Source organism: Streptomyces sp. NPDC045956 (assembly GCF_056430705.1).
The window spans coordinates 675,139-699,412 of the sequence record NZ_JBWKKZ010000001.1; the positions used below are offsets into that span (position 1 = coordinate 675,139).

The following is a 24,274-nucleotide window of genomic DNA, read 5'->3' on the forward strand; positions in this document are numbered from 1 at the left end:
GCGCCTCTACGCGCGTCAGGCCGCCGCCGTCGCGGACAAATCCGCCCGGCATGTGTCGTTCTCGCCGGCGCAGGCGACCGTGGGGTATGCGCCAACGCCGATCTGCGCGAAGTTCCGGAGGCTCTCCGTGCCCGGCACGAAGTAGCCGCTGTGCCCCTGGGCGCCCCGCGCGGACAGGAGGCGCGCCCCGAACGCCGGGGACACCGGGTCGGCGCCGTGCCCGAGGCCGCCGACCTCCAGGTACGGCACGTCCTGGATCCAGTCGTCGGCGTCCCGCATCGCCCACACCCGGGCCGAGGTGTGCAGCTGGGCGGCCTTCTCGACGCGCATGCCGGGGCTGCCGGCCACCGCGATGTCGGTCACCCGGCGGGGCAGCGCGTCGGCGGCGACGCCGCACACCACCGAGCCGTAGCTGTGGCAGAACAGCGAGACGGGGGCGCGGCCGGGCAGCGCCCGCAGCAGCGCGTTCAGCCGGGCGGCCCCGTGCTCGGCGCGGATCGCCGTGGCCGCCTCCATGCCGAGGCCGCTGGGGGAGGTGTAGTCGGCCCAGGCGATCACGGCCGTGTCGGTGCCGGGGCTCGCCGCGCGCTCGGCCGTGTGGAGCGACTCGGCCATGCCGACGGGCGCCGAGTACTTGCGGTGGGTGCGCTGGAAGGTGAGCAGCTCGGTGTCGACGCCGGGCACGACGACCGACACGCGCTCGGCGCGGCCCAGGTCGCCGAAGACCTCGGCGACCTTGCCCGCACCCGCCGGATCGAAGGCGAGGATGTGCCGGTCGCGGCGGAGCAGCGCCTCGTACTGGTCCGCACGCCGGCCGGCCTCGTGCTGGCCCGACAGCGACAGGCGCTTGTCGTGCATGCGCAGCCGCTCCACGGCGCGGGCCTTGCGCAGCGCCGCGCGGTTGGCGAGGTAGCGCAGGTCGACGGGGGCGCCGTTCATGTTGCCGACGGCCAGGGAGTAGCGGCGGGCGAGGCTGGTGCGCTGCCACTCGGTGAGCGAGGCGAAGAAGCGGGCCAGCCGGGCGGGGGACGCCTGCGCGTCGGGCAGCCGGCGGCCGTCGATCCGGCCGTGCTCCCAGGCCGTGACCGACGCTTCGAGGGCCGTGGGGCCCCGCTGGTTGCGCAGGGCGGTCCAGCCGGTGGTCGCCAGCATCACGAACACCACGGCCAGGGCGAGCAGTGCGCGCCAGACGTTCAGCTGCGGGGAGGTGTCGAAGGAAGTCACTGGGAGGACACACTAGGAGAACGGGACGGTCTCGCGGGAATCCAGTGACACGGATCACGTTTCGATCATGCGCTACGGGGTTGGGTCCGCCCGTCCGGCCCCGTGGGCGCTCCGCCAGTCGCCCGTGAGCGCGGGTTCCACCTGATCGAGGTGGGCGGCGGCCAGCTCGCGCAGCGCCGCGAGGCCGGCGTCGCCGCGCGCCGACCAGATCCGTTCCGCCACCCGGATCACCGCGCCGAAGACGGCCACGACCACGCGGGGACGCGGGTCCGCGTCGATGTCGAGGCTCTCGCGGTCGGCGACGACCCGGGCGATCTCCTCCTCCAGCTCCGCCGCCCGCCGCAGATGGGCGGCGAGCAGCGCGGGTGTCGACTCGATCACCTGGTAGAAGCGCATGTGCAGCTCCAGCGGGACCAGCCGCTCGACGGCCTCGCCGATGGTGTCCCAGCTCTCGTCGAGCGCCCGGCGCATGGCGGCCGGCGGCGGCTCGCCGGGCGGGCGGCGGCGGACCGCCTCGACGAAGTGCGACTCCGCGAGCCGCGCCACGAAGAAGGCCGCGTCCTCCTTGCTGGCGAAGTAGCGGAAGAAGGTGCGCTGCGAGACATCGGCCGACTCGGCGATGTCGTCGACGGTCGTCTCCTCGTAGCCCCGGTCGGTGAACAGCTCCAGGGCGGACCGCAGCAGCGTGTCCCGGGTGCGCCGCTTCTTGCGCTCACGCAGGCCCGGTGGGGTGGCCGTGTCCGCCATGTTCAACAGATTCGCTCCTCGGGTCGGCGCCGGCATGCTGCCCCGCCGTCGTTTCCGCAGTTCAGGCTAGAGGGAGATGACATGTCAGTTACCGACTAGTGAAATGGTTTGTCAACTGTCAGTGACTGTCACTAGCCTCGAACGTATGACTAGTCAGACCACCATCGACAAGACGGGACCGGGGGACGGGGGGACCTCGTCCGGTCCGTCGGGCCCGGCACCGGCCGGCGGACTGCGCGGCCACCCCTGGCTCACCCTCGTCACCGTCGCCGTAGGGGTCATGATGGTGGCCCTCGACGGCACCATCGTGGCCATCGCCAACCCGGCGATCCAGGTCGACCTGAAGGCCAGCTTCGCCGACGTCCAGTGGATCACCAACGCCTACTTCCTCGCCCTCGCGGTCTCCCTGATCACCGCGGGCAAGCTCGGGGACCGCTTCGGCCACCGGCAGACCTTCCTCATCGGCGTGGTCGGGTTCGCCGCCGCCTCCGGTGCCATCGGCCTGTCCGACACCATTCCGCTGGTCGTCGCCTTCCGCGTGCTCCAGGGCGTCTTCGGTGCCCTGCTGATGCCGGCCGCGCTCGGCCTGCTCCGGGCGACCTTCCCGGCCGAGAAGCTCAACATGGCCATCGGCATCTGGGGCATGGTCATCGGCGCCTCCACCGCGGGCGGCCCGATCCTCGGCGGCGTCCTGGTCGAGCACGTCAACTGGCAGTCCGTGTTCTTCATCAACGTGCCGGTGGGCGTCCTCGCCGTGGTCCTCGGCGTCATGATCCTGCTGGACCACCGCGCGGTGAACGCCCCGCGCTCCTTCGACCTCCTCGGCATAGCCCTGCTGTCCGCCGCGATGTTCTGTCTGGTCTGGGCGCTCATCAAGGCCCCCGAGTGGGGCTGGGGCGACGGGAAGACGTGGCTGTTCCTCGTCGTGTCCGTCGTGGGCTTCGGGCTGTTCGCCTTCTGGGAGACGAGGGTCAGGGAGCCGCTGATCCCGCTGGGGCTGTTCCGTTCCGTCCCGCTGTCGGCGGGTGTCGTCCTCATGGTCATGATGGCGATCGCCTTCATGGGCGGCCTGTTCTTCGTGACGTTCTACCTCCAGAACGTGCACGGCATGAGCCCCATCGACGCCGGCCTGCACCTGCTGCCGCTCACCGGCATGATGATCGTCGGCTCGCCGCTGGCCGGCGTGATGATCACCAAGGTCGGCCCGCGCATCCCGCTCGCGGGCGGCATGGCGTTCACCGCGCTCGCCATGTACGGCATGTCCACGCTGGAGACGGACACCGGCAGCGGCATCATGTCGCTCTGGTTCGCCCTGCTGGGCCTCGGCCTCGCGCCCGTCATGGTCGGTGCCACCGAGGTCATCGTCGGCAACGCGCCGATGGAGCTGTCCGGTGTCGCCGGCGGTCTCCAGCAGGCGGCGATGCAGATCGGCGGCAGCCTCGGCACGGCCGTGCTGGGCGCCGTGATGGCCTCCAAGGTCGACAACGACCTGGCGGGCAACTGGGCGGACGCAGGCCTTCCGAAGCTGACGCCGGAAGAGCTGGGCCAGGCCTCCGAGGCGGTGCAGGTCGGCGCGGCACCGGTGGCCGAGGGCATGCCGGGGCCGATGGTCGCGAAGGTCACGGAGGTCGCGCACGACACCTTCATCTCCGGCATGAGCCTCGCGTCGCTCGTGGCCGCCGGTGTCGCGGCCGTCGCCGTGCTGGTCGCCTTCCTCACCAAGCGCGGCGCGAACGCGGAGGCCGGCGCCGGCGTGGGCCACATCTGAGGATGTTCCGCGCGTTACCGGCCCTGTTTCGCCCATCCGGGTGACAGGGCCGGTGAACCCCTGGCCTCCCGCCGACCGCGCAGGTCACAGTGGGTCAAGTCCTCCGCAGGGCACGGAGGGCGAGTGGCTGCGGCGCGCTGCCGGAGGGGGGCAGCGCGCAGGCAGCACGTCCGCGGCAGGCATGAGCCGCCGCAGGGGGGTACCCGAACTCCACGATGAGTTCAGGGAGTTGACGATGGCAGGCTTCGGCACCGGATCGCGCAGGCACCCCCGCTCACGTGGCCGGACGTGGTCACGGACCGGGCCGGATCGCGCGACCCTCGCCGTCGCCGGACTCGTCTGCGCGGTCGCCGGCTTCTTCGTGCTGGGGATCGTCCTCGGCCCCGCCGCGATCGTCTGCGGCCGACTGGCCATGGGCCGCACCTGGGCGGGCCCCCGCCCGGTTCCGGCCGTGGTCGCGGTCGTCCTGGGCGTCATCGACACGGTCCTGGCGGTCCTGTGGCTCATCGGCGCGGCACCCCTGGGCAACGGTCTCCTCTGACCCGCGACCACGCCGGGGGAGAGACCCCGGGCCCGCGCTACTCCGCGGCGTCGGAGACGGCGGGGACACGGGCCGAGGCGGCAACGGACGCCGGACCGGCAACGGACGCCGGAGCAGCACCGGCGGGTCCAGGCTCTCCGGCCCCCCTCAGTCCCGCGACCTCCGCCTGCAGGGCCCGCACCTCCTCCGTCAGCGCCCGGATCGCCTCGGTCTGCCGCCGCTCCTCCACGTCGTCCCGCTCGAAGCGCGCCAGGAACCACGCCGCGATGTTCGCCGTCACCACACCGAGCAGCGCGATGCCGGACAGCATCAGGCCGACGGCCAGCAGCCGCCCCACCCCGGTGGTCGGCGCGTGGTCCCCGTACCCCACGGTCGTCATCGTGGTGAACGACCACCACAGCGCGTCCCCCAGCGTGCGGATGTTCCCGCCGGGCGCGTCCCGCTCCACGGACAGCACCGCGAGCGAACCGAACATCAGCAGCCCCACCACCGCCCCGGCGACGTACGTCGTCAGCCGGATCTGCGGGGCCATCCGCGCACGCCGCCCGACCAGCAGCAGGGTGGAGACCAGCCGCAGCAGCCGCAGCGGCCGGAGCAACGCCACCGCGCACAGGTCCAGCCAGTGCGTACGGACGAACCGCCGGCGGTCCTCGCTCAGCACCAGCCGCACCACGTAGTCCACGACGAAGGCCGCCCACACCAGCCACTCCGCCAGCGCGCACGCCCGGGTCAGGGAGCCGCTCGCGGAACTGTTCACGATGGGGACCGCGTACGCCACCGCGAACAGCACGGCCAGCGCCAGCAGCGGCCGCTGGGTGCGCCGCTCCCAACGCTCCCGTGCCGTCCGCCGCTCGATGCCCTCGCCCGTACGCGCCATCCCCGCATCGTAGGGAGCCCGGAGGCCGCCCGGGGCGGCGGAGCCGGAACCCCGCCGCCCCGGACGCCGTGCCCGTACCTAGGCGTCCCCGCCGGCCACGCCCGGGTCGGCCGCCGTCACGTCGAGCAGCCGGTACCGGTCCACCGCCTGCTTCAGCACCGACCGGTCGACCTTCCCCTCCCGGGCCAGCTCGCTCAGCACCCCCACCACGATCGACTCCGCGTCGATGTGGAAGAACCGCCGCGCCGCACCGCGGGTGTCCGCGAAGCCCCATCCGTCCGCGCCCAGCGACTGGTACGTGCCCGGCACCCAGCGCGCGATCTGGTCCGGCACCGCCCGCATCCAGTCGGACACGGCCACGAACGGGCCCTGCGCGCCGGCCAGCTTGCGCGTCACGTACGGGACCCGCTGCTCCTCCTCGGGGTGCAGCAGGTTGTGCTCCTCGCAGGCCACCGCGTCGCGCCGCAGCTCGTTCCAGGAGGTCGCCGACCAGACGTCGGCCCGCACGTCCCACTCCTCGGCGAGGATCCGCTGCGCCTCGACGGCCCACGGCACCGCGACGCCGGACGCCATGATCTGCGCCGGGATCGAACCGCCGGTGGCCTCGCTGAAGCGGTGGATGCCCCTGAGGATGCCCTCGACGTCCACGTTCTCCGGCTCGGCGGGGTGCCGGATCGGCTCGTTGTAGACGGTGAGGTAGTAGAAGACGTCCTCGCCGTGCGGGTGCTCCTCGTCCCCGCCGTACATCCGGCGCAGGCCGTCCTCGACGATGTGCGCGATCTCGAAGCCGAAGGCCGGGTCGTACGCCACGCACGCCGGGTTCGTCGAGGCCAGCAGCTGCGAGTGGCCGTCCGCGTGCTGGAGCCCCTCACCGGTCAGGGTCGTGCGGCCCGCGGTCGCACCCAGTACGAAACCGCGCGCCAACTGGTCGCCCATCTGCCAGAACTGGTCGCCGGTGCGCTGGAAACCGAACATCGAGTAGAAGACGTAGACCGGGATCAGCGGCTCGCCGTGCGTGGCGTACGCCGATCCGGCCGCGATCAGCGAGGCCGTGCAGCCGGCCTCCGAGATGCCGTCGTGCAGCATCTGCCCGGTCGGGGCCTCCTTGTAGGCGAGCAGCAGCTCCCGGTCCACCGACTCGTACTGCTGCCCGAGCGGGTTGTAGATCTTCGCACTCGGGAAGAACGAGTCCATGCCGAACGTGCGGTACTCGTCCGGTGCGATCAGTACGAAGCGCTTGCCGAGTTCCTTGTCCCGCATGAGGTCTTTCAGCAGCCGCACGAAGGCCATCGTCGTCGCGATGGACTGCTGCCCGGACCCCTTCTTCACGGTCGCGTACGTCTTGGCGTTCGGTAGCGCGAGCGGTTTCGACCGCACGACACGGGTCGGGACGTAGCCGCCGAGACCCAGCCGGCGGTCGTGCATGTACTGGATCTCCTCGGTGTCCCGGCCGGGGTGGTAGTACGGCGGCGCGCCGGACTCCAGCTCCTTGTCGGAGATCGGCAGGTGCAGCCGGTCGCGGAAGCGCTTGAGGTCGTCGACCGTCAGCTTCTTCATCTGGTGCGTGGCGTTGCGGCCCTCGAAGTTCGGCCCCAGCGTCCAGCCCTTGATCGTCTTGGCGAGGATGACCGTCGGCTGGCCCTTGTGCTCCAGCGCCGCCTTGTAGGCCGCGTAGATCTTCCGGTGGTCGTGACCGCCGCGGCCCAGGTGCAGGATCTGGTCGTCGGTCATGTTCTCGACCATCGCGCGCAGCCGGTGGTCGTCGCCGAAGAAGTGGTCGCGGATGTAGGCGCCGGACTCGGTGGCGTAGGTCTGGTACTGGCCGTCGGGCGTGGTGTTCATCCGGTTGACCAGCACGCCGTCGCGGTCCTGCGCGAGCAGCGGGTCCCAGGTGCGGTCCCACACCAGCTTGATCACGTTCCAGCCGGCGCCCCGGAAGACCGACTCCAGCTCCTGGATGATCTTGCCGTTGCCGCGCACCGGGCCGTCCAGGCGCTGGAGGTTGCAGTTGACCACGAAGGTCAGGTTGTCCAGGCCCTCCCGGGCGGCGATGGAGAGCTGGCCCAGCGACTCGGGCTCGTCCATCTCGCCGTCGCCGAGGTAGGCCCACACGTGCGAGCGGGAGGTGTCCGCGATCCCGCGCGCGTGCATGTAGCGGTTCATCCGGGCCTGGTAGATCGCCCCGATCGGGCCGAGGCCCATCGAGACCGTCGGGAACTCCCAGAAGTCCGGCATCGACCGCGGGTGCGGGTACGACGACAGCATGTGCGGCGCCTTGGACTTCTCCTGCCGGAAGCCGTCCAGGTGCTCCTCGCTGAGCCGGTCGAGCAGGTACGCGCGCGCGTAGATGCCCGGCGAGGCGTGACCCTGGAAGAAGACCTGGTCACCGCCGTCGCCCTCGTCCTTGCCCCGGAAGAAGTGGTTGAAGCCCACGTCGTACAGGGACGCCGAGGAGGCGAAGGTCGCGATGTGCCCGCCCACCCCGATACCGGGCCGCTGGGCGCGCGAGACCATCACCGCCGCGTTCCAGCGGGTGGCGTTGAGGATCCTGCGCTCGATCTCCTCGTTGCCCGGGAAGAACGGCTCGCTCTTGGTCGGGATGGTGTTGACGTAGTCCGTGCTGCGCATCTCGGGCACGGCCACGCGCTTCTCGCGGGCCCGCTCGATCAGCCGCAGCATCAGGTAGCGGGCCCGCTCCCTGCCGCGCTCGTCGACGGCGGCGTCGAGGGAGTCGAGCCACTCCTGGGTCTCCTCGGGGTCGAAGTCGGGGACCTGACTCGGGAGGCCGCCAATGATGATCGGACTGCGATCATTGCGATCGGATGCGGAAGCCACGCTGTTCCTTCGCTGTCGGAGGGCCACTTTGCCGGGTGTCTGCGCCGATTCCCCGCCGATTCACCATCGTGTACCTCGCGAGGGCAAACGTCATCTGTACCGTGGGGTAACCGGTTCCCCCATGGGGATCGGGGGCACGTTCATTCGAGTCTCGTACCCACACGTGGTTCCCAAATACGCAAACGGGGCAGATAGGTGTGGTGTACGTCACCTTTGGTCTGGACGGCATGGCTGGAGTTGCGGCGACACGGCCGGGATCGTCACCGTTTCGGCGGTCCCAGTCGCCGGGTACTTGCGCGATCCGTCCCGCCCGTGTGGACTACGGCCAATGCTTCGCGCACGCGCGTGGCTGAGACATTCACCAAGACATGATCAGGAGGCAACCCGTGAGCGCGACCGCGGACCACGCGGAGGAGCGGACGAACCCTGCCGCCAGGCTGGGTTTCCAGCCCGGGCAGGTGGTCCAGGAGATCGGCTACGACGACGACGTCGACCAGGAGCTCCGCGAGGCCATTGAGGGCGCCGTCGAGGGCGAGCTGGTGGACGAGGACTACGAGGACGTGGCCGATGCCGTCGTGCTGTGGTTCCGTGACGACGACGGCGACCTGACGGATGCGCTGGTGGATGCCACCACGTACATCGAAGAGGGCGGGTCGATCCTCCTTCTGACGCCGAAGACCGGCCGGTCTGGGTACGTCGAGGCCAGTGACATCTCGGAAGCCGCGACGACGGCCGGACTGACGGCGTCCAAGAGCGTCAGCGTCGGCAAGGACTGGAGCGGCAGCCGACTGGCCACGCCCAAGGCCGCCAAGTCCAAGCGGTAGCCGGCCGGGCTCCGCACCACCCGACTCCGGACGGGCCGACCGCCGTCGGCCCGTCCGCGGGTCCGTGAGGGTTCCTGCGTAGGGTGTTTCCAGCGAACCATCCACGGAAGGGACGAACAGGACATGGCGATCCAGGTCGGCGACAAGGCCCCCGACTTCGAGCTGAAGGACAACCACGGCGCGACCGTCCGGCTGTCCGACTTCCGAGGCCGCAGGAACGTCGTGCTGCTCTTCTACCCGTTCGCCTTCACCGGCGTGTGCACCGGTGAGCTGTGCGAGGTGCGGGACAACCTTCCGCAGTTCTCCGACCGCGACACCCAGGTGCTCGCCGTGTCCAACGACTCCATCCACACCCTGCGCGTCTTCTCCGAGCAGGAGCGCCTGGAGTACCCGCTGCTGTCCGACTTCTGGCCGCACGGCAACGTCTCGCGCGCGTACGGCGTCTTCGACGAGGACAAGGGGTGCGCCGTCCGCGGCACCTTCATCATCGACCGGGAGGGCGTCGTCCGCTGGACCGTGCGCAACGGCCTGCCCGACGCCCGCGACCTGACCGAGTACGTGAAGGCGCTCGACTCCCTCTGACCGACTCCTTCCGACCGGCATCGGTTCGACACCGAGTGATTTGTCGGTCCCAGGGCCTGCGGGGGGCGGGAACCCGTCACTAGGATCGAATCGTTGATCCGATATCCACGCACTACGGGGCTCCCCGCCCCTGGACACCAATGGAGGACTCGTGGGAGTCAGCCTCAGCAAGGGCGGCAACGTTTCGCTGACCAAGGAGGCCCCCGGCCTCACCGCGGTCATCGTCGGTCTGGGGTGGGACATCCGCACCACGACCGGTACCGACTTCGACCTCGACGCCAGCGCGCTGCTGCTGAACAGCGGCGGCAAGGTCGCCAGCGACGCGCACTTCATCTTCTTCAACAACCTGAAGAGCCCGGACGGATCGGTCGAGCACACCGGCGACAACCTCACCGGTGAGGGCGAGGGCGACGACGAGCAGATCAAGATCGACCTCGCCACCGTCCCCGCCGACGTCGAGAAGATCACCTTCCCGGTCTCGATCTACGATGCCGAGAACCGCCAGCAGTCCTTCGGCCAGGTGCGCAACGCGTTCATCCGCGTCGTCAACCAGGCCGGCGGCGCCGAGATCGCCCGGTACGACCTGTCCGAGGACGCCTCCACCGAGACCGCCATGGTCTTCGGCGAGCTGTACCGGCACGGCGCGGAGTGGAAGTTCCGCGCCATCGGCCAGGGCTACGCCTCGGGTCTGCGCGGCATCGCGCAGGACTTCGGCGTGAACGTCTGAGTCACCGCCACATCCGGGGCCACCGCCCCGACCGTCCGGCGCCGCACGGTTTACGTGCGGCGCCGGACGCGCAGGACAACCGAGAACCATCACCCGGGGAGGGATCACCATGGGCGTCACGCTTGCCAAGGGGGGCAACGTCTCCCTGTCCAAGGCCGCACCGAACCTCACACAGGTACTGGTCGGGCTGGGCTGGGACGCGCGTTCCACCACCGGAGCACCCTTCGACCTGGACGCCAGCGCGCTGGTGTGCAGCAGCGGCCGGGTGCTCGGCGACGAGTGGTTCGTCTTCTACAACCAGCTCAAGAGCCCGGACGGCTCCGTCGAGCACACCGGCGACAACCTCACCGGTGAGGGTGACGGTGACGACGAGTCGGTACTGGTCGACCTCTCGGCGGTGCCGGCCCACTGCGACAAGATCGTCTTTCCGGTCTCGATCCACATGGCCGACGAGCGGGGCCAGACCTTCGGCCAGGTCAGCAACGCCTTCATCCGGGTCGTCAACCAGGCCGACGGCCAGGAACTCGCCCGGTACGACCTCAGCGAGGACGCCTCCACGGAGACCGCGATGATCTTCGGCGAGCTCTACCGGTACCAGGCCGAATGGAAGTTCCGCGCGGTGGGACAGGGGTACGCGTCGGGGCTCCGGGGCATCGCTCTAGACTTCGGCGTCAACGTTTCGTAAAGCCGCGTACGGCGCGGGGGAGCCCCGTACACATACGATTGGGTAGCCAGTGGTTCTGAAAACCTTCGGGTGGTCGTTCGCGGTCACCGCGCTCGGCCTGGTGGCCGCGGTCTTCTACGGGGGGTGGGCCGCCTTCGGCGTCGTGGCGATCCTGTCCGTCCTGGAGATCTCGCTGTCCTTCGACAACGCGGTGGTCAACGCCGGGATCCTGAAGAAGATGAATGCCTTCTGGCAGAAGATCTTCCTCACCATCGGCATCCTGATCGCCGTGTTCGGCATGCGCCTGGTCTTCCCGGTCGTGATCGTCGCCATCAGCGCGTCGCTCGGCCCGATCGAGGCCGTCGACCTCGCGCTCACCGACAAGGACCGCTACCAGGAGCTGGTGACCGACGCCCACCCGTCGATCGCCGCCTTCGGTGGCATGTTCCTCCTGATGATCTTCCTCGACTTCATCTTCGAGGACCGGGAGATCAAGTGGCTCGCTCCGCTGGAGCGCGCGCTGGCCAAGCTCGGCAAGGTCGACATGCTGTCGGTCTGCATCGCCCTGATCGTGCTGCTCGTCTCCGCCATCACCTTCGGCGCCCACGCCCACCAGCACGGCGGCACCCACGCCGACAAGGCCGAGACGGTCCTGCTCTCCGGCATCGCCGGTCTCATCACCTACCTGGTCGTGGGTGGTCTCTCCGGCTTCTTCGAGGACAAGCTCGAAGAGGAGGAGGAGCGCGAGCACGAGGCGGAGGAGCAGGCCGAACGGGCCGGCAAGCCCAAGTCGGCCGTCAAGCTCGCCGGCAAGGCCGCGTTCTTCATGTTCCTCTACCTGGAGGTCCTGGACGCGTCGTTCTCCTTCGACGGCGTCATCGGCGCCTTCGCCATCACCAACGACATCGTCCTGATGGCCCTGGGCCTCGGCATCGGCGCCATGTACGTCCGGTCCCTGACCGTCTACCTGGTCCGCGAGGGCACCCTCGACGACTACGTCTACCTGGAGCACGGCGCCCACTACGCCATCGGCGCCCTCGCCGCCGTCCTCCTGGTCACCATCCAGTACGAGATCAACGAGTTCATCACCGGCATGATCGGCGTGGTCCTGATCGGCGCCTCCTTCTGGTCCTCGGTCCGCCGCAACAAGCGGCTCGCCGCGGCCGGGGGCGACGGCGGCAAGGAGAAGGCGGAGGTCTCCTCCGGGGTGTGAAACCCTGCTCTTCCCGGGCCGGGTTCACCCCCGGTGCGCCTGCTCCGTTGGTGTGAACAGGGCCCGGACGAGGAACGCTCTGTGCGGGGCGGTCGACGAGGACGTTTCCTCGGGGCCGCCCCGTCGGCGGTCTGCGTCAGTGGTCTGTGTCGGCGTTCGGCGGTCGATGAGATGGGGGCGGGAATGGGTTTCTTGGACGGGCTGTGGCGCGGCCGCGAGAGCGAGTTCGACTCGGGCAGCGCGGCGACCAACTCCATCCAGCTGACCAAACGGCACAGCCAGGTCTCCCTGGACCGGCAGGGCGCGGCCACCGGCAACCTGCGCGTCAACCTCACCTGGCGGATGCGGACCTCGGACATCATGGGTTCGCAGCGCGAGAGCCTGCTGCGGCACCCCTTCAAGGCGCTCAAGCCCCCCGAGGTCGTCGGCCACAGCCAGAGCATGGTCAACGTCGACCTCGACCTCGGCTGCCTCTACGAGCTCCAGGACGGCACCCGCGGGGTCGTCCAGCCGCTCGGCGGCTTCCTCGGCGACGTCAACGCCCCGCCGTACGTCAAGCTCAGCGGCGACGACCGGTTCGGCTCCGCGTCCGGGGAGACGATCTACGTCAACCTCGACCACAAGGACGCCATCAAGCGCCTCCTGCTCTTCGCCTACATCTACGACCAGACCCCGGCCTTCGACCGGACGCACGCCATCGTCACGCTGTACCCGAGCAACGGCCCGCGGATCGAGATAGGCCTCGACGAGCGTCACCCGCAGGCCCGGTCCTGCGCCGTGGTGATGATCGAGAACGTGAAGGGCGAGATCGTCGTCCGCCGCGAGGTGAAGTTCGTGTACGGCTTCCAGGGCGAGCTGGACCGGCTGTACGGGTGGGGCCTGCAATGGGGCCGGGGCCACAAGAGCAAGGCCGAGCGCTGACGCCCGGCCCCTCCTCCCGCGCCGGTCAGCGCCCGATGAACTGGGGGCCCTGCGGCGGCAGCCGGAAGTCCGGGTCGGGCGTCCCGGTGGCCGGCGGCGGGTAGCCGTAGCCGGACTGCGCACCGGTGACCCCCGCGGCGGCGGGCGCCTGCGGGTATCCGTGGCCGGGGCGGCCGGCCGGCTGCGGATAGCCGTAGGCCGGCTGGGCCGCCGGCGGCTGCTGCGGATAGCCGTAGGCGGGCTGGGCCGGTACCCCCGGGGGCTGTTCCGGCGGCAGCGGACGCGAGACCTCCGGGAGGGGCTGCACGGTCGTCGGCTCGTCCGGACCGGCCGCCGGCGGGACGGGCGCGGACCGCGGGGCCGCCATGGGGTCCTCCGCCCCCTCCGACTCGTCCACCGAGATGCCGAAGTCGGTCGCCAGGCCCTTCAGCCCGTTCGAGTAGCCCTCGCCCAGCGCCCGGAACTTCCACCCCTCCCCGCGCCGGTACAGTTCGCCGCAGATCAGCGCCGTCTCCTGGCCCGTCTCCGGCTTGACGTCGAAGGAGGCCAGCGGCTCCGCGTCGGCGGCCGAGGCGTCGTGCAGCAGGATGCGCAGGGAGCGGACCCGGTCGAAGGAGACGCCGTCCGCCGACGCCACCAGCAGGATCCGGCCCACCGAGGCCTCGACCCCGGTCAGATCTGTCTGGATCGTGTCGGTCAGATCCTCGCCGACCCGCTTCTTGCCCAGCCGCCAGACCTGCCCCGAGGGATGCCGCGGCTGGTTGTAGAAGACGAAGTCCTCGTCGGAACGCACGCGGTCGTCCGGCCCCAGGAGCAGCGCGGAGGCGTCGACGTCGGGGACCCCCTGCCCGGGTGTCCAGCGCAGTACGGCGCGTACCGTGGTGGCTTGCAGCGGGACGTTCGACCCCTTCAGCATCGCGTGCGTCATGCCGTCATCCTGCCCTCTCGGTCCTGGTCACGACAATGCGGGGGCGGGAACCCGGTCCGTGTCGCCTCGCTCCCGGTCGCCGCCGTCGACACGACCGGGTTACCTGGAATTCATGCCCGGTGGGAACCTCCGACATGGATACGTACGTACTATTACCGGCCACCTTCGGACAGACCGCAGGTCGCCCAGACACTAGCGGGGGAGTTCTCATGCGTCATTTCGGGCAGATTGCCCCCGAAGTGCGGAAGCGCCTCTTCCACAAGGAGCCCTGCACCTTCACGGCGGACTCCCCGGCCCGGCTGCTCGCCGCGGCCCTGGGCGCCACGCTGTACAGCCCGGCCACCCGGCCCCGACTGGCCGACGACATCCTCAAGCAGGGCGCCGCCGGTGTGGTGTCGATGGTGCTGTGCCTGGAGGACTCGATCGACGACGCCGACGTACCGGTCGGCGAGGAGAACCTCGTCCGCCAGCTCACGGACCTGGCGGAACGTTCCGGCGCCGACGTCCCCCTGCTGTTCGTCCGGGTCCGCACCCCCGAGCAGATACCCGACCTCGTCCGGCGCCTCGGCCCCGCGGTGCGCCTGCTGTCCGGCTTCGTGCTGCCGAAGTTCACCGAGGAACGCGGTGTGCCCTTCCTGGAGGCCCTCTCCGCCGCCGAGGCCGCCTGCGGCCGCAGGCTCTTCGCCATGCCGGTGCTGGAGTCGCCCGACCTGCTGTACCGGGAGTCCCGCGTGCAGACGCTGGAGGGCATCTTCCGCGCGGTCGACAAGTACCGCGACCGGGTACTCGCCCTGCGGCTCGGCGTGACCGACTTCTGCTCCTCCTACGGGCTGCGCAGAGGCCCCGACATGACGGCGTACGACATCCAGATCGTCGCCTCCGTCATCGCCGACGTGGTCAACATGCTGGCCCGCGTCGACGGCACCGGATTCACGGTGACCGGCCCGGTCTGGGAGTACTTCCGCGTCCAGGAGCGGATGTTCAAACCGCAACTGCGCCAGAGCCCCTTCCTGGAGGGCCAGGCCGTCGCCCTGCGCCAGAAGCTGATCGAGCACTCCATGGACGGCCTGCTGCGGGAGATCTCCCTGGACCGCGCCAACGGCCTGCTGGGCAAGACCTGCATCCACCCCTCGCACGTCCTCCCCGTGCACGCGCTGTCCGTCGTCAGCCACGAGGAGTACAGCGACGCGGCGGACATCCTGCGGCCGGAACGCTGCGGTGGGGGTGTCCTCAGGTCGGCCTACACGAACAAGATGAACGAGGTGAAGCCCCACCGCGCCTGGGCCGAACGGACGCTGCTGCGTGCCGAGGTCTTCGGGGTGGCGAACGAGGACATCGGCTTCGTGGAACTGCTCGCCGCAGGCCTGTCCGAATGAACGCAAGGAACCCATGACCGACGCAAGGACCCCTGCCACGGTGGACCACGGGAGGCACGAGTACATGACGGAGAGGTCGCGCGCCGAGGGGCGGGCCGGAGTCTGGTCCGGAAGCTGGGTGGCCGAGCGGCTCGGCGTCGAACTCTCCGGCGACGAGACGCTGACCGGCATGCTGGGCCTCGCCCTGCGCCGCAACCCCAAGCGGGCCCACCTGCTCGTGTCGAACGTGCTCGGCAAGCACGTCCCCCAGGCGCCGTCCGTGGTGTACGGCCACGGCGTCGCCCTCGGCCGGCGCGTCCGCGACCTGCTCGGCGACGAGGCGGCCGGGAGCGCCGTCGTCCTCGGTTACGCGGAGACCGCCACCGGCCTCGGCCACTCGGTCGCCGACGGTCTCGGGCCGGCCCCGTACCTGCACTCCACCCGCCGCCCGGTCGCCGGGGTCGCCCGGGCGGGCGGCTTCGAGGAGTCCCACTCGCACGCGACCTCGCACCTGCTGCTGCCCGAGGACCCCGCGCTGCTGGCGGGGGACGGGGCGCTGGTCCTCGTCGACGACGAGTTCTCCACCGGCAACACGGTGCTCAACACGGTGCGCGCCCTGCACGAGCGCTACCCGCGCGAGCGGTACGTCGTGGTGGCCCTGGTCGACATGCGCTCGCCCGCCAACGCCGGCCGGCTGGAGGAGTTCGCCCGCGAGATCGGCGCCCGCGTCGACCTGGTGACGGCCGCCTCGGGCACGGTCCGGCTGCCGCCGGGGGTGCTGGACAAGGGGCAGGAACTGGTCGCGCGCTACGAAAGCCCGACCCCGACCCCGAGCACGGGTGCGGGGGCCGGGACCGGGGCCGGGGGAGGAGCCGGCCGCGTCGCCCGCGTCGACCTGGGCTGGCCCGACGGCGTCCCGGACGGCGGGCGGCACGGGTTCACGGCCGTGCACCGGGAGCGGCTGGAGCAGGCGCTGCCGGAGATGGCGGCGCGGATCGCGGGAGCACTGCCCGCGGACGCCCGCCGCGTACTCGTCCTCGGGTTCGAGGAGCTGATGTACGCCCCCCTGCGCCTGGCCGACGCCCTGGAGCGAACCGTCGACGCCGAGGTGCGCTACTCCACCACCACCCGCTCTCCCGTCCTCGCGGTCGACGACCCCGGCTACGCGATACGCACCCGCCTGGTCTTCCCCGCGCACGACGACCCGGCCGACGGCCCCGGCGAGCGCTACGCGTACAACGTCGCGGGCGCCGGCTTCGACGCCGTGGTCGCCGTCGTGGACTCGGCCGCCGACACCCCCGCCCTGCACGCCCCCGGCGGACTGTCCGCCCGGCTCGCCGCCCACGTCCCGCACGTCCTGCTCGCGGTCGTCCCGTCGTACGTCCCGACGGCCGCGCACGCCCCCGAAAGGCCCTCCATGCTGCCCGAGCCCCTGCGCGGCCCCGACTTCTCCTCGTACCCGCCCGACGAGGTCGGGTGGCTGCTCCAGGACCTGTCGGACGTGACGCTGGAGGCGCCGACCGAGGAGCGCGAGGAGGCCATCCAGAGCGGCGGCGCGCACTACGCGGAGTCCCTGCCCGTGGAGTACCAGCCCACCGAGCAGTACCAGGAGCTGTTCCACGCGGCGCTGGCCACCTCCGCCGCCCGGCTGGCCCGCGCCGTCGGCGCCGTCACCGAGATCGTGCTCACCGAACGGTCGCCCCGCCCCGTCCTGGTCTCCCTGGCCCGCGCGGGCACCCCGGTCGGCATCCTCATGCGCCGCTGGGCGCGGTTCCGCCACGGCCTCGACCTGCCCCACTACGCCGTGTCCATCGTGCGGGGCCGCGGCATCGACGCCAACGCGCTGCGCTGGCTGGCGGACCGGCACGACCCCGCCGACGTCGTCTTCGTGGACGGCTGGACCGGCAAGGGCGCCATCACCCGCGAACTCGCCGCCGCGCTGCGCGACTTCGAGACCTCCGACGGCATCACCGGCTTCGACCCCGAGATCGCCGTACTGGCCGACCCCGGCTCCTGCGTGCGCACCTACGGCACCCGCGACGACTTCCTCATCCCCTCCGCGTGCCTCAACTCCACCGTCTCCGGGCTGATCTCGCGCACCGTGCTCCGCGCCGACCTGGTCGGCCCGCACGACTTCCACGGCGCCAAGTTCTACCGCGAACTCGGCGGCGCCGACCTGTCGACGGCCTTCCTCGACGCCGTCTCCGCCCGCTTCCCGGACGTCGCCGACGCGGTCGACGCCCAGACCAAGGAACTTCTCGCCGCCGACCGCACGCCCACCTGGGAGGGCTGGGCCGCGGTCGAGCGCATCAGCGAGGAGTACGGCATCCACGACGTGAACCTCGTCAAGCCCGGCGTCGGCGAGACCACCCGCGTGATGCTGCGCCGCGTGCCGTGGAAGGTGCTCGCGCGCGCCGGTGCCGGCGCCGACCTGGACCACGTGCGCCTGCTCGCCGAACAGCGGGGCGTACCCGTCGAGGAGGTCGACGGCCTGCCCTACACCTGCGTGGGGCTGATCCACCCCCAGTACACGCGGGGCGCGACCGGAGCCGACGGCAGGGCGGTGGCGCTCTGATGCCGGTACTCGTCGCCAGCGACCTCGACCGCACGCTCATCTACTCCGCCGCCGCCCTCGGGCTGACCATGCCCGACCTGAGGGCACCGCGGCTGCTGTGCGTCGAGGTCTACGAGAGCAAGCCCCTGTCCTACCTGACGGAGACGGCGGCCCGGCTGCTGACCGACCTCGGTGACGCGGCGCTGTTCGTGCCGACCACCACCCGGACCCGCAAGCAGTACCAGCGCATCAACCTCCCCGGCCCGCCGTCGAAGTACGCGATCTGCGCCAACGGCGGACACCTGCTGGTGGACGGCGTCTCCGACCCGGACTGGCACGCGCGGGTGACGGCACGACTGGCCGACGAGTGCGCCTCGCTGGCCGAGGTCCGCGACCACCTCATGCACACCGCCGACCCGCTGTGGGTGCGCAAGCACCGGGTCGCCGAGGACCTCTTCGCCTACCTCGTCGTCGAGCGGGACCTGCTCCCCGAGGAGTGGGTGAAGGAACTCGCCGTGTGGGCCGAGAACCGCGGCTGGACGGTGTCCCTCCAGGGCCGCAAGATCTACGCCGTCCCGAAGCCGCTCACCAAGAGCGCCGCCGTGCGCGAGGTCGCCCGCCGCACCGGCGCCGACCTCACGCTGGCCGCCGGCGACTCCCTCCTCGACGCCGACCTGCTCCTCGCCGCGGACCGGGGATGGCGCCCCGGCCACGGGGAGCTGGCCGACTCCGACTGGACGGCGCCGGCGATCAGCGCCTTGCCCGAGCGCGGCGTGCTGGCGGGTGAGCGGATCCTCCGGGAGTTCCTCCACGCCGTGAGTCCGACTCGCTGACCCCGTCCTCGTCGGCGTCGTACGCCCCGGCACCGTCCCCGGTGCCGGGGCGGTCGTCGTCGGCCGACGGCCGTGCGTCCGGTCCGTCGCCGCGTCCCCGCCTGCGCTGTCCGCCGCCCGGCCGCATCAGCCGCATGACGACGAAGACCAGCAGCGCCAGGGCGGCGAGTCCGAGGATCACCTTCGAGTACGTGGAGGCGATGCCCGAGACCTTGGACCAGTTGTCGCCCAGCGCGTAGCCCGCGAGCACGAACACGGTGTTCCAGATCGCGCTGCCCAGCGTGGTCAGGGCGAGGAAGACGGGCAGCCGCATGCGCTCCACGCCCGCCGGCACGGAGATCAGACTGCGGAAGATCGGGATCATCCGGCCGAAGAAGACGGCCTTGGTCCCGTGCTTCTGGAACCAGGCCTCCGTCTTCTCGATGTCGGAGACCTTCACCAGCGGCAGCTTCCCCGCGATCGCCACCGTGCGGTCCCGGCCGAGCAGCGCGCCGACCCCGTACAGCGCGAGTGCGCCGATCACCGAGCCGGCCGTCGTCCACAGCAGGACGGCGATCAGGTTCATCCGGCCCGAGCTGGCCGCGAAACCGGCCAGCGGCAGGATCACCTCGCTCGGCAGCGGCGGGAAGAGGTTCTCCAGCGCGATGGCGAGGCCGGCGCCCGGGGCGCCGAGCCGGTCCATGAGGTCGTTGATCCACTCCGGTGCGGCGCCGCCGCTCGCGGCCGTCTGCACTGCGATGGCTGTCATGACGGCCACGCTAGGAAATCGGAGCTGAAGGGAGCCTGAGGAAGCGCGTGGTAAGGCTGGCTCCTGCTGCACGGCATGGGCGACCCCGGTTCCTTCGTCCTCGGCAGACTGGGCGGCTTCCTCCTCGTGTTCCTCGCCCGGCGGGGAATATGCGGGGGCACGGCACGGGAGGGACGGCTGCCGGGGACGGTACGGGCCGCGGCGCGGGCGTCAGCCGCAGCAGCCCCCGCCGCAGCAGCCGCCGCCTCCGCCACCCGGCGAGGGAGCGGGCGCCGGTCCGGCCGAGGAGCCGCCGACCGCGACCGTCGACAGCAGCTTCACCGTGTCCCCGTGGCCCGCGGGGCAGGCGGCGGGCGCGGAGGACTCGGCCATGGGACGGCTCAGTTCGAAGGTGTCGCCGCAGCTGCGGCAGCGGTACTCGTAGCGAGGCATGGGCACAGGTTAACCGGCCCGGCCGGACGGGCCGGCCCGCCGGCGGGAACCCGTCCGGGACGGTGGCCGCGCGGTGGTCAGTGCCCGGCGCCGCGCTCCTCCCGGATGCCGGCCACCACGTCGGCCACCGTCCGCCGGACGGCGTCCGTCTCGGTCAGGAAGTGCCAGTAGTCGGGGTGCCGGCCCTCCAGCGTGGTGATCGCCCGCTCCAGCCGGGCCACGGCCCCGTCCAGCGGGCGCGCGTGCCGGGGGTCGGGGGTGTTGCGGCCCGCCATGGCCAGGCGCTGGGCGTCACGGATCGCGAAGCGGGTGCGTTCGATCTCCTGCGCCGGGTCCTTCTGCACCGCGTTCAACTGCCGCAGCCGGTCACCGGCGGCGGAGACCGCCTCGTCGGTCGCGTTCAGCAGCGCCCGTACGGTCGACAGCAGGGCGGTGGCGTCGGGCCAGCGCTGCTCCTCGCGGGCGGTCCGGGCCTCGGCAAGCTTCCGCTCCGCCTGCCGGACCGACTCGCCGGCCTGGTCCGGTACGTGCTGGAGGTCCTGCCAGCAGGCGACGGTGAAACGCCGGCGCAGCTCGCTCAGCACGGGCTCGACCTGTTCGGTGCGGGTGGTCAGGGCCTGGGCGCGGGTGCGCAGGGAGACCAGGCGGTGATCGATCTCGGCCGCCCGCTCGGGCAGCCGCTCGGCCTCCGCCCGCACCGCCCCGGCCTCCCGGATGACGCGTTCGGCCCGGTCGAGGGTCTCGGGCACGCCGTGCCGGCCGGCGCCCTGGTTCAGCCGGGTCAGCTCCGGTCCCAGGGCGGCCAGCCGGGCGGCGAGGTCGTCCGCCCGCAGCCCGGCCTCCCGTACGGCGTCGAGGGCGTCGGAGGCGGCGAGGAGGGTCTGCCGGGCGCGTTCGACGGCGGGCGCCAGCCGGGCCAGTTGGGTCTCGGCCTTGCCGAGGAGCGGGCCGAGTCCTTCGGCGAAGCGGTCCAGCTCCTGCTTGACGCGGTCCAGTTCGGTCCTGGCGGCGGTCAGTTCGCCGCGGGCGCGGGAGGCGGCGGACGCCTCCAGGTCGTCCCGGTCGAGGTCGTGGGCGTCGACGGCCTCGATGTACTGGTGGCTGGCCTCGTCGATGCGCCGGCCGAGCGCCTCGAAGTCGGTGACCGCGCGCCGGGCGGCGGGGGAGGCGTCGACGGCCGCGATCGTCTCGACCGAGATCCTGAGGTCCCGCTGCGCGGTGTCCAGCTCGTAGAAGGCGGCCGCCGCGTCGTCCTTGGCGGCCTGCGCCTCGGCCCGCTGGCTCTCGGCCCGTCCGCCGAACCACCGCCGGGTGCCGCCTCCGGCGAACGCGGCGGGCAGCGCGAGCGCGGCGAGGAAGGGCAGCCCCACGAGGGTCAGCGTGTCGCGGAGCGCGCCGGGCGGGCGCCGTCTGCGGGAGCGGTGCGGCAGGCGCCGCGCGCGCGGCACCATCGGCGAGTACGGCTGCGATGGTGTCGCCGTCACATCCCTCTCCCGTGTCGTCCGGCCTGCCCGGGTCCATTCTCCCACCCGTTGAGGACGAACACACGGGCCCGGTCAGTTCGCGGTTTCGACCGTGACTTCGCCGTCCTGCGTCCGGGCGTCGACCACGTGGGCGCTCGCGTCGTCCCGGGGTACGGACACGTCGACCGAGCCGTCGTCGCTCTCGGCGGACACCCTGTACGTCTCCCGGGGCAGGGAGACGTGCACGGAGCCGTCGTCGCTGCGGGTCTCCACCAGGTCCGGGACGGTGGCGAGCCGCAGGCGGACCGAGCCGTCCTGGGTCGACGCCTTCACCTGCCGGGCGGAGACGTCCGCGTGCAGCGAACCGTCGTCGCTGCGCATCTCCAGCCGCCCCGAGGAGTCGCTGACGCGCACGGACCCGTCCGCCGTGCGGATGTCCAGGCTGTCCCGGAAGCCCCGGGCCCGCACGCTGCCGTCGTCGGACCGCACCTTGACGGCGACGCCGCGCGGCACCTCCACGCGGTGCCTGGTGGCGCAGTCGGCGACCATTCCGGAGCAGTGCGTCCGCAGCTTCAGCCGGTCGCCGTCCATCTCCCAGGTCACCTTCGGATCGGAGCCGATGGCGACCGAGCCCTGGAACCACCGGGTCACCTCGACCTCGCCGGACGGATGGCCGTCGGCGGCCACGATCTCCAGTGCGGAGTCGTCGGCGTCGATGGTCAGCGTGTCGCCCCGGAAGGCGAAGGTCCGGTGGTCGGGGTCCTTGTCCTCGTCGGCGGAGGCGCAGGCGCCGAGGCCGGCGACGAGGGCGGCGACGGTACCGGCGGTGGCGAGTGCGCGGAGCGGAAGCATGCGGCGGGACATGACGGTTTCCCCCAGGGACGGACGACGAGGCGCCGGCGGGCCGGTCCGCGGTGCGGGACCCGGTGCGGCGAGACTCTTCGACCGTACGGAGCGGCCGGCCCCGGCGGGATGCGGGTCACCGGCGGATCGGGGGTGGGGATAACCCCCGTCCCCGATCCGCCGGGTGGTCCGGAGCCCTCGGGCGTTGCCGCGCACCGCTGGGGGCCATGTAGGCTGTCGACTCGGCCTGGGTGCGTAGCTCAGGGGTAGAGCGCCTGCCTTACAAGCAGGATGTCGGCGGTTCGAAACCGTCCGCGCCCACCAGGACCGGCGCCGCCGTCGTCGGTGCGAAGGCCCTCGGAGATCCTCCGGGGGCCTTTCGTGTGCTCTCGTCCGCTCTCGGCTGCTCTCGTCGCGGCCGCCTCGGGGCGGTGCTCCTCCGGTACGGGCTCCGTCTCCGTCTCACGCGTCCGTGGCCGGGGTGTCGTCCGACGGGGCGTCATGGGCCCGCTTCAACCCCGAGCGGGCGTCCACCTGGTCGGGGCCGGTGATCTGCGACCAGTAGCGGTGCGTGCTGACGAACACGGCCAGCTCCCGCTCGCGCCGCCGGAGCTTCTCCACCTCGGCCTGCTCGTCCGCCGACCAGCCGGGGGAGGCCGGGCGCTCGACCTTGCGCCAGCCGCCGGCGTCGCTGAAGCCGTCGAGTGGCTCGACGGACCAGGGAAGTCTCTTCAGCAGGGCCGCCAGCTCGGCCCGGACCTGGTGCAGTTCCTCCTGACCGGCGAGGAGGTCACTGGGGAAGTCATAGGTCGTAGCCACGGGCACAATGATACGCCTGTTCGATTTTGAGGCGCGCGTTCCCGTCGGTGGTTCACGCGAAAGGGTGGCCGCCGAGACCGGGGCCGGATGTCAGACCCCTGCCCTACCGTGAGGAGCATGGACGGCGTGGGCGAGTGGACCGGGAGCGGCGCGGAGAAGGTGCGCCTGATCCCCTGGTCGGAGCGGGACCTGTGGCTGCTGCGCAGGACGAACAGCCCGGAGATGACGGCGCACCTGGGCGGCCCGGAGAGCGAGGAGCGGCTCCTCGGCCGGCACCGGAGGTACACCGCGCTGGAGGCGGGGCGGATGTACCGGGTGGTGTCGGCGGACGGTGAGGAGACCGTCGGCTCGATCGGGTACTGGCAGCGGACCTGGCGGGGCGCGGAGGTCTGGGAGACCGGGTGGGCGGTGCTGCCCGAGTTCCAGGGGCGAGGGCTGGCCGCCCTCGCGGCCCGTGCGGTGACGCGGGCGGCCCGCGCGGCCGGCCGGCACCGGTACCTGCACGCCTTCCCGGACACCGGCCACGCCGCGTCCAACGCGGTCTGCCGCAGGGCCGGCTTCACCCTGCTCGGACAGGCCGACTTCGAGTATCCGAAGGGCCACTGGATCAGGTCGAACGACTGGCGGGTGGACCTGGAGAAGGGAGACTGACCTCATGTGCCGCAGCATCAAGACACTGCGTCCGCCCGTGCTGGCCGAGGAGGCCACGGGGGACGAGATCAGGGCCGCCGCCCTGCAGTACGTGCGCAAGGTCTCGGGGTTCCGCGCGCCGGCCGCGCACAACCGGGAGGTCTTCGAGCAGGCCGTGGAGGCGATCACCGCGGCCACGGCCGAGCTGCTGGACGGCCTGGAGGTACGAGGAGGCGCCGGCGCCCGGAAGGCCTCCTGACGCCGTCGCGCCCATCCGGCGGTGGACCGGCGTGCGCCGCTCGCGCAGGCCCGTCGCGGCTTTCCGTGCGGGCGCCCGGAAGGCCTGCTGACGCTGTCGCGTCCCACCTGGCCGCGGTCCGGCCTGTGTGCCCGCATGGGCTGCTGCGGCTGTGCGTGCCGGTGTGCGGAAGGCTCGTGTCGCTGTCGCGGCCACCTGACCGTGGCCTGGTGTGCGCCGCCCGCGCAGGCCCGCGCGGCTTTTCGTGCCGCCGCCCGGAAGGCCTGCTGACGCTGTCGCGTCCCACCTGGCCGCGGTCCGGCCTGTGTGCCCGCACGGGCTGTTGCGGTTGTGCGTGCCGGTGTGCGGAAGGCTGGTGCCGCTGTCGCGGCCACCGGACCGTGGCCTGGTGTGCGCCGCCCGAACGAACCCGTCGCGGCTTTCCGTGCCGGTGCGCGGAAGGCCTCCTGAGCCTGTCGCGCCCACCCGGTCGCGGACCGGCGTGCGC

23 protein-coding genes and 1 tRNA gene are annotated in these 24,274 nt (G+C 71.8%); 14 read left to right on the top strand and 10 right to left on the bottom strand.

All coding sequences use genetic code 11. The annotated features are described in order from the left end of the window. Nucleotides 1-15 precede the first annotated feature (15 nt). Nucleotides 16-1,224, bottom strand: a complete 1,209-nt coding sequence (locus AC07FV_RS02915; RefSeq protein ID WP_479084186.1) for an alpha/beta hydrolase — start codon at nucleotides 1,222-1,224, stop codon at nucleotides 16-18. A 72-nt stretch (nucleotides 1,225-1,296) separates the two neighbouring features. Beyond that, on the bottom strand, nucleotides 1,297-1,971 hold the full coding sequence (locus tag AC07FV_RS02920; RefSeq protein WP_479084188.1) for a TetR family transcriptional regulator: 675 nt from the start codon (nucleotides 1,969-1,971) through the stop codon (nucleotides 1,297-1,299). A gap of 145 nt (nucleotides 1,972-2,116) precedes the next feature. Between AC07FV_RS02920 and AC07FV_RS02925 the strand changes: the two genes are divergently transcribed. After that, nucleotides 2,117-3,739: an MFS transporter gene (locus AC07FV_RS02925; RefSeq protein ID WP_479084189.1), complete on the top strand. Its 1,623-nt coding sequence runs from the start codon at nucleotides 2,117-2,119 to the stop codon at nucleotides 3,737-3,739. A gap of 235 nt (nucleotides 3,740-3,974) precedes the next feature. Next, complete coding sequence (locus tag AC07FV_RS02930; protein WP_479084191.1) at nucleotides 3,975-4,280, top strand: small hydrophobic protein; 306 nt, start codon at nucleotides 3,975-3,977, stop codon at nucleotides 4,278-4,280. Nucleotides 4,281-4,317: 37 nt separating this feature from the next. On the opposite strand, the gene AC07FV_RS02935 is transcribed toward AC07FV_RS02930, so the two are convergent. Further along, nucleotides 4,318-5,157: a potassium channel family protein gene (locus tag AC07FV_RS02935; protein ID WP_479084192.1), complete on the bottom strand. Its 840-nt coding sequence runs from the start codon at nucleotides 5,155-5,157 to the stop codon at nucleotides 4,318-4,320. A 78-nt stretch (nucleotides 5,158-5,235) separates the two neighbouring features. Continuing rightward, a complete protein-coding gene (gene aceE, locus AC07FV_RS02940; protein WP_479084193.1) occupies nucleotides 5,236-7,992 on the bottom strand; it encodes a pyruvate dehydrogenase (acetyl-transferring), homodimeric type in 2,757 nt (918 codons plus the stop codon). Nucleotides 7,993-8,378: 386 nt separating this feature from the next. Here aceE and AC07FV_RS02945 point away from each other — a divergent pair, with 386 nt between their 5' ends. From AC07FV_RS02945 to AC07FV_RS02970, 6 genes are all read left to right on the top strand, one after another. Then, nucleotides 8,379-8,816, top strand: a complete 438-nt coding sequence (locus tag AC07FV_RS02945) for a DUF3052 domain-containing protein (RefSeq protein WP_053130143.1) — start codon at nucleotides 8,379-8,381, stop codon at nucleotides 8,814-8,816. A 123-nt stretch (nucleotides 8,817-8,939) separates the two neighbouring features. Then, nucleotides 8,940-9,398 (top strand): peroxiredoxin, encoded by a 459-nt coding sequence (locus AC07FV_RS02950; RefSeq protein ID WP_384688066.1) that lies wholly within the window; start codon nucleotides 8,940-8,942, stop codon nucleotides 9,396-9,398. A gap of 151 nt (nucleotides 9,399-9,549) precedes the next feature. Continuing rightward, complete coding sequence (locus tag AC07FV_RS02955; protein WP_053130137.1) at nucleotides 9,550-10,125, top strand: calcium homeostasis/redox stress adaptation protein; 576 nt, start codon at nucleotides 9,550-9,552, stop codon at nucleotides 10,123-10,125. Nucleotides 10,126-10,234: 109 nt separating this feature from the next. Then, nucleotides 10,235-10,810 carry a TerD family protein gene (locus AC07FV_RS02960; protein WP_383641970.1) on the top strand — a complete coding sequence of 192 codons (576 nt, stop codon included), beginning with the start codon at nucleotides 10,235-10,237 and terminating at the stop codon, nucleotides 10,808-10,810. A 49-nt stretch (nucleotides 10,811-10,859) separates the two neighbouring features. After that, nucleotides 10,860-12,002 (top strand): DUF475 domain-containing protein, encoded by a 1,143-nt coding sequence (locus AC07FV_RS02965; protein ID WP_053130132.1) that lies wholly within the window; start codon nucleotides 10,860-10,862, stop codon nucleotides 12,000-12,002. A 183-nt stretch (nucleotides 12,003-12,185) separates the two neighbouring features. Next, entirely contained in the window at nucleotides 12,186-12,923 is a 738-nt protein-coding gene (locus AC07FV_RS02970) for a TerD family protein (RefSeq protein WP_479084194.1), read from the top strand. Nucleotides 12,924-12,948: 25 nt separating this feature from the next. On the opposite strand, the gene AC07FV_RS02975 is transcribed toward AC07FV_RS02970, so the two are convergent. After that, nucleotides 12,949-13,851, bottom strand: a complete 903-nt coding sequence (locus AC07FV_RS02975; RefSeq protein ID WP_479084196.1) for a TerD family protein — start codon at nucleotides 13,849-13,851, stop codon at nucleotides 12,949-12,951. A 209-nt stretch (nucleotides 13,852-14,060) separates the two neighbouring features. On the opposite strand from AC07FV_RS02975, the gene AC07FV_RS02980 reads away from it, so the two are divergent. The 3 genes from AC07FV_RS02980 to AC07FV_RS02990 all read left to right on the top strand — a co-directional run bounded on the left by AC07FV_RS02980 (nucleotide 14,061) and on the right by AC07FV_RS02990 (nucleotide 18,593). Continuing rightward, nucleotides 14,061-15,227, top strand: coding sequence for an HpcH/HpaI aldolase/citrate lyase family protein (locus tag AC07FV_RS02980; RefSeq protein ID WP_479084197.1), 1,167 nt, complete (start codon nucleotides 14,061-14,063; stop codon nucleotides 15,225-15,227). A 64-nt stretch (nucleotides 15,228-15,291) separates the two neighbouring features. Further along, nucleotides 15,292-17,781, top strand: coding sequence for a phosphoribosyltransferase (locus AC07FV_RS02985; RefSeq protein WP_479084876.1), 2,490 nt, complete (start codon nucleotides 15,292-15,294; stop codon nucleotides 17,779-17,781). Continuing rightward, nucleotides 17,781-18,593: an HAD family hydrolase gene (locus AC07FV_RS02990; protein WP_479084199.1), complete on the top strand. Its 813-nt coding sequence runs from the start codon at nucleotides 17,781-17,783 to the stop codon at nucleotides 18,591-18,593. The genes AC07FV_RS02985 and AC07FV_RS02990 overlap by 1 nt, the downstream gene beginning before the upstream one ends. Here the strand turns inward: AC07FV_RS02990 and AC07FV_RS02995 are convergent. The 4 genes from AC07FV_RS02995 to AC07FV_RS03010 all read right to left on the bottom strand — a co-directional run bounded on the left by AC07FV_RS02995 (nucleotide 18,511) and on the right by AC07FV_RS03010 (nucleotide 22,100). Beyond that, nucleotides 18,511-19,341, bottom strand: a complete 831-nt coding sequence (locus tag AC07FV_RS02995; RefSeq protein ID WP_479084201.1) for a DedA family protein — start codon at nucleotides 19,339-19,341, stop codon at nucleotides 18,511-18,513. The genes AC07FV_RS02990 and AC07FV_RS02995 overlap by 83 nt on opposite strands. A 210-nt stretch (nucleotides 19,342-19,551) precedes the next feature. Then, on the bottom strand, nucleotides 19,552-19,773 hold the full coding sequence (locus tag AC07FV_RS03000; RefSeq protein ID WP_356611353.1) for an FmdB family zinc ribbon protein: 222 nt from the start codon (nucleotides 19,771-19,773) through the stop codon (nucleotides 19,552-19,554). A 77-nt stretch (nucleotides 19,774-19,850) separates the two neighbouring features. Next, complete coding sequence (locus AC07FV_RS03005; protein WP_479084202.1) at nucleotides 19,851-21,257, bottom strand: coiled-coil domain-containing protein; 1,407 nt, start codon at nucleotides 21,255-21,257, stop codon at nucleotides 19,851-19,853. A 72-nt stretch (nucleotides 21,258-21,329) separates the two neighbouring features. Further along, on the bottom strand, nucleotides 21,330-22,100 hold the full coding sequence (locus tag AC07FV_RS03010) for a DUF4097 family beta strand repeat-containing protein (RefSeq protein ID WP_479084204.1): 771 nt from the start codon (nucleotides 22,098-22,100) through the stop codon (nucleotides 21,330-21,332). A gap of 228 nt (nucleotides 22,101-22,328) precedes the next feature. Here AC07FV_RS03010 and AC07FV_RS03015 point away from each other — a divergent pair. After that, a tRNA-Val gene (locus tag AC07FV_RS03015) sits at nucleotides 22,329-22,403 on the top strand. Nucleotides 22,404-22,541: 138 nt separating this feature from the next. Here the strand turns inward: AC07FV_RS03015 and AC07FV_RS03020 are convergent. Continuing rightward, complete coding sequence (locus AC07FV_RS03020; protein WP_479084206.1) at nucleotides 22,542-22,898, bottom strand: hypothetical protein; 357 nt, start codon at nucleotides 22,896-22,898, stop codon at nucleotides 22,542-22,544. A gap of 117 nt (nucleotides 22,899-23,015) precedes the next feature. Between AC07FV_RS03020 and AC07FV_RS03025 the strand changes: the two genes are divergently transcribed. Together AC07FV_RS03025 and AC07FV_RS03030 are read left to right on the top strand one after the other, a co-directional pair. Continuing rightward, nucleotides 23,016-23,549: a GNAT family N-acetyltransferase gene (locus tag AC07FV_RS03025; protein WP_479084207.1), complete on the top strand. Its 534-nt coding sequence runs from the start codon at nucleotides 23,016-23,018 to the stop codon at nucleotides 23,547-23,549. Between the two features lie 4 nt (nucleotides 23,550-23,553). Further along, nucleotides 23,554-23,787, top strand: a complete 234-nt coding sequence (locus tag AC07FV_RS03030; RefSeq protein WP_383641938.1) for a DUF2277 domain-containing protein — start codon at nucleotides 23,554-23,556, stop codon at nucleotides 23,785-23,787. The last annotated feature ends 487 nt before the right edge of the window (nucleotides 23,788-24,274 follow it).

What these genes read in the sequence shown, in the direction of transcription:
- AC07FV_RS02995 (WP_479084201.1), bottom strand. Translation starts at nt 19,341, where the DNA reads ATGACAGCCATCGCAGTGCAGACGGCCGCGAGCGGCGGCGCCGCACCG.
- AC07FV_RS02990 (WP_479084199.1), top strand. Translation starts at nt 17,781, where the DNA reads ATGCCGGTACTCGTCGCCAGCGACCTCGACCGCACGCTCATCTACTCC.
- AC07FV_RS02930 (WP_479084191.1), top strand. Translation starts at nt 3,975, where the DNA reads ATGGCAGGCTTCGGCACCGGATCGCGCAGGCACCCCCGCTCACGTGGC.
- AC07FV_RS03025 (WP_479084207.1), top strand. Translation starts at nt 23,016, where the DNA reads ATGGACGGCGTGGGCGAGTGGACCGGGAGCGGCGCGGAGAAGGTGCGC.
- AC07FV_RS03010 (WP_479084204.1), bottom strand. Translation starts at nt 22,100, where the DNA reads ATGTCCCGCCGCATGCTTCCGCTCCGCGCACTCGCCACCGCCGGTACC.
- AC07FV_RS02980 (WP_479084197.1), top strand. Translation starts at nt 14,061, where the DNA reads ATGCGTCATTTCGGGCAGATTGCCCCCGAAGTGCGGAAGCGCCTCTTC.
- AC07FV_RS02970 (WP_479084194.1), top strand. Translation starts at nt 12,186, where the DNA reads ATGGGTTTCTTGGACGGGCTGTGGCGCGGCCGCGAGAGCGAGTTCGAC.
- AC07FV_RS02935 (WP_479084192.1), bottom strand. Translation starts at nt 5,157, where the DNA reads ATGGCGCGTACGGGCGAGGGCATCGAGCGGCGGACGGCACGGGAGCGT.
- AC07FV_RS03000 (WP_356611353.1), bottom strand. Translation starts at nt 19,773, where the DNA reads ATGCCTCGCTACGAGTACCGCTGCCGCAGCTGCGGCGACACCTTCGAA.
- AC07FV_RS03030 (WP_383641938.1), top strand. Translation starts at nt 23,554, where the DNA reads ATGTGCCGCAGCATCAAGACACTGCGTCCGCCCGTGCTGGCCGAGGAG.
- AC07FV_RS02920 (WP_479084188.1), bottom strand. Translation starts at nt 1,971, where the DNA reads ATGGCGGACACGGCCACCCCACCGGGCCTGCGTGAGCGCAAGAAGCGG.
- AC07FV_RS02950 (WP_384688066.1), top strand. Translation starts at nt 8,940, where the DNA reads ATGGCGATCCAGGTCGGCGACAAGGCCCCCGACTTCGAGCTGAAGGAC.
- AC07FV_RS02985 (WP_479084876.1), top strand. Translation starts at nt 15,292, where the DNA reads ATGACGGAGAGGTCGCGCGCCGAGGGGCGGGCCGGAGTCTGGTCCGGA.
- AC07FV_RS02975 (WP_479084196.1), bottom strand. Translation starts at nt 13,851, where the DNA reads ATGACGCACGCGATGCTGAAGGGGTCGAACGTCCCGCTGCAAGCCACC.
- AC07FV_RS02925 (WP_479084189.1), top strand. Translation starts at nt 2,117, where the DNA reads ATGACTAGTCAGACCACCATCGACAAGACGGGACCGGGGGACGGGGGG.
- AC07FV_RS02960 (WP_383641970.1), top strand. Translation starts at nt 10,235, where the DNA reads ATGGGCGTCACGCTTGCCAAGGGGGGCAACGTCTCCCTGTCCAAGGCC.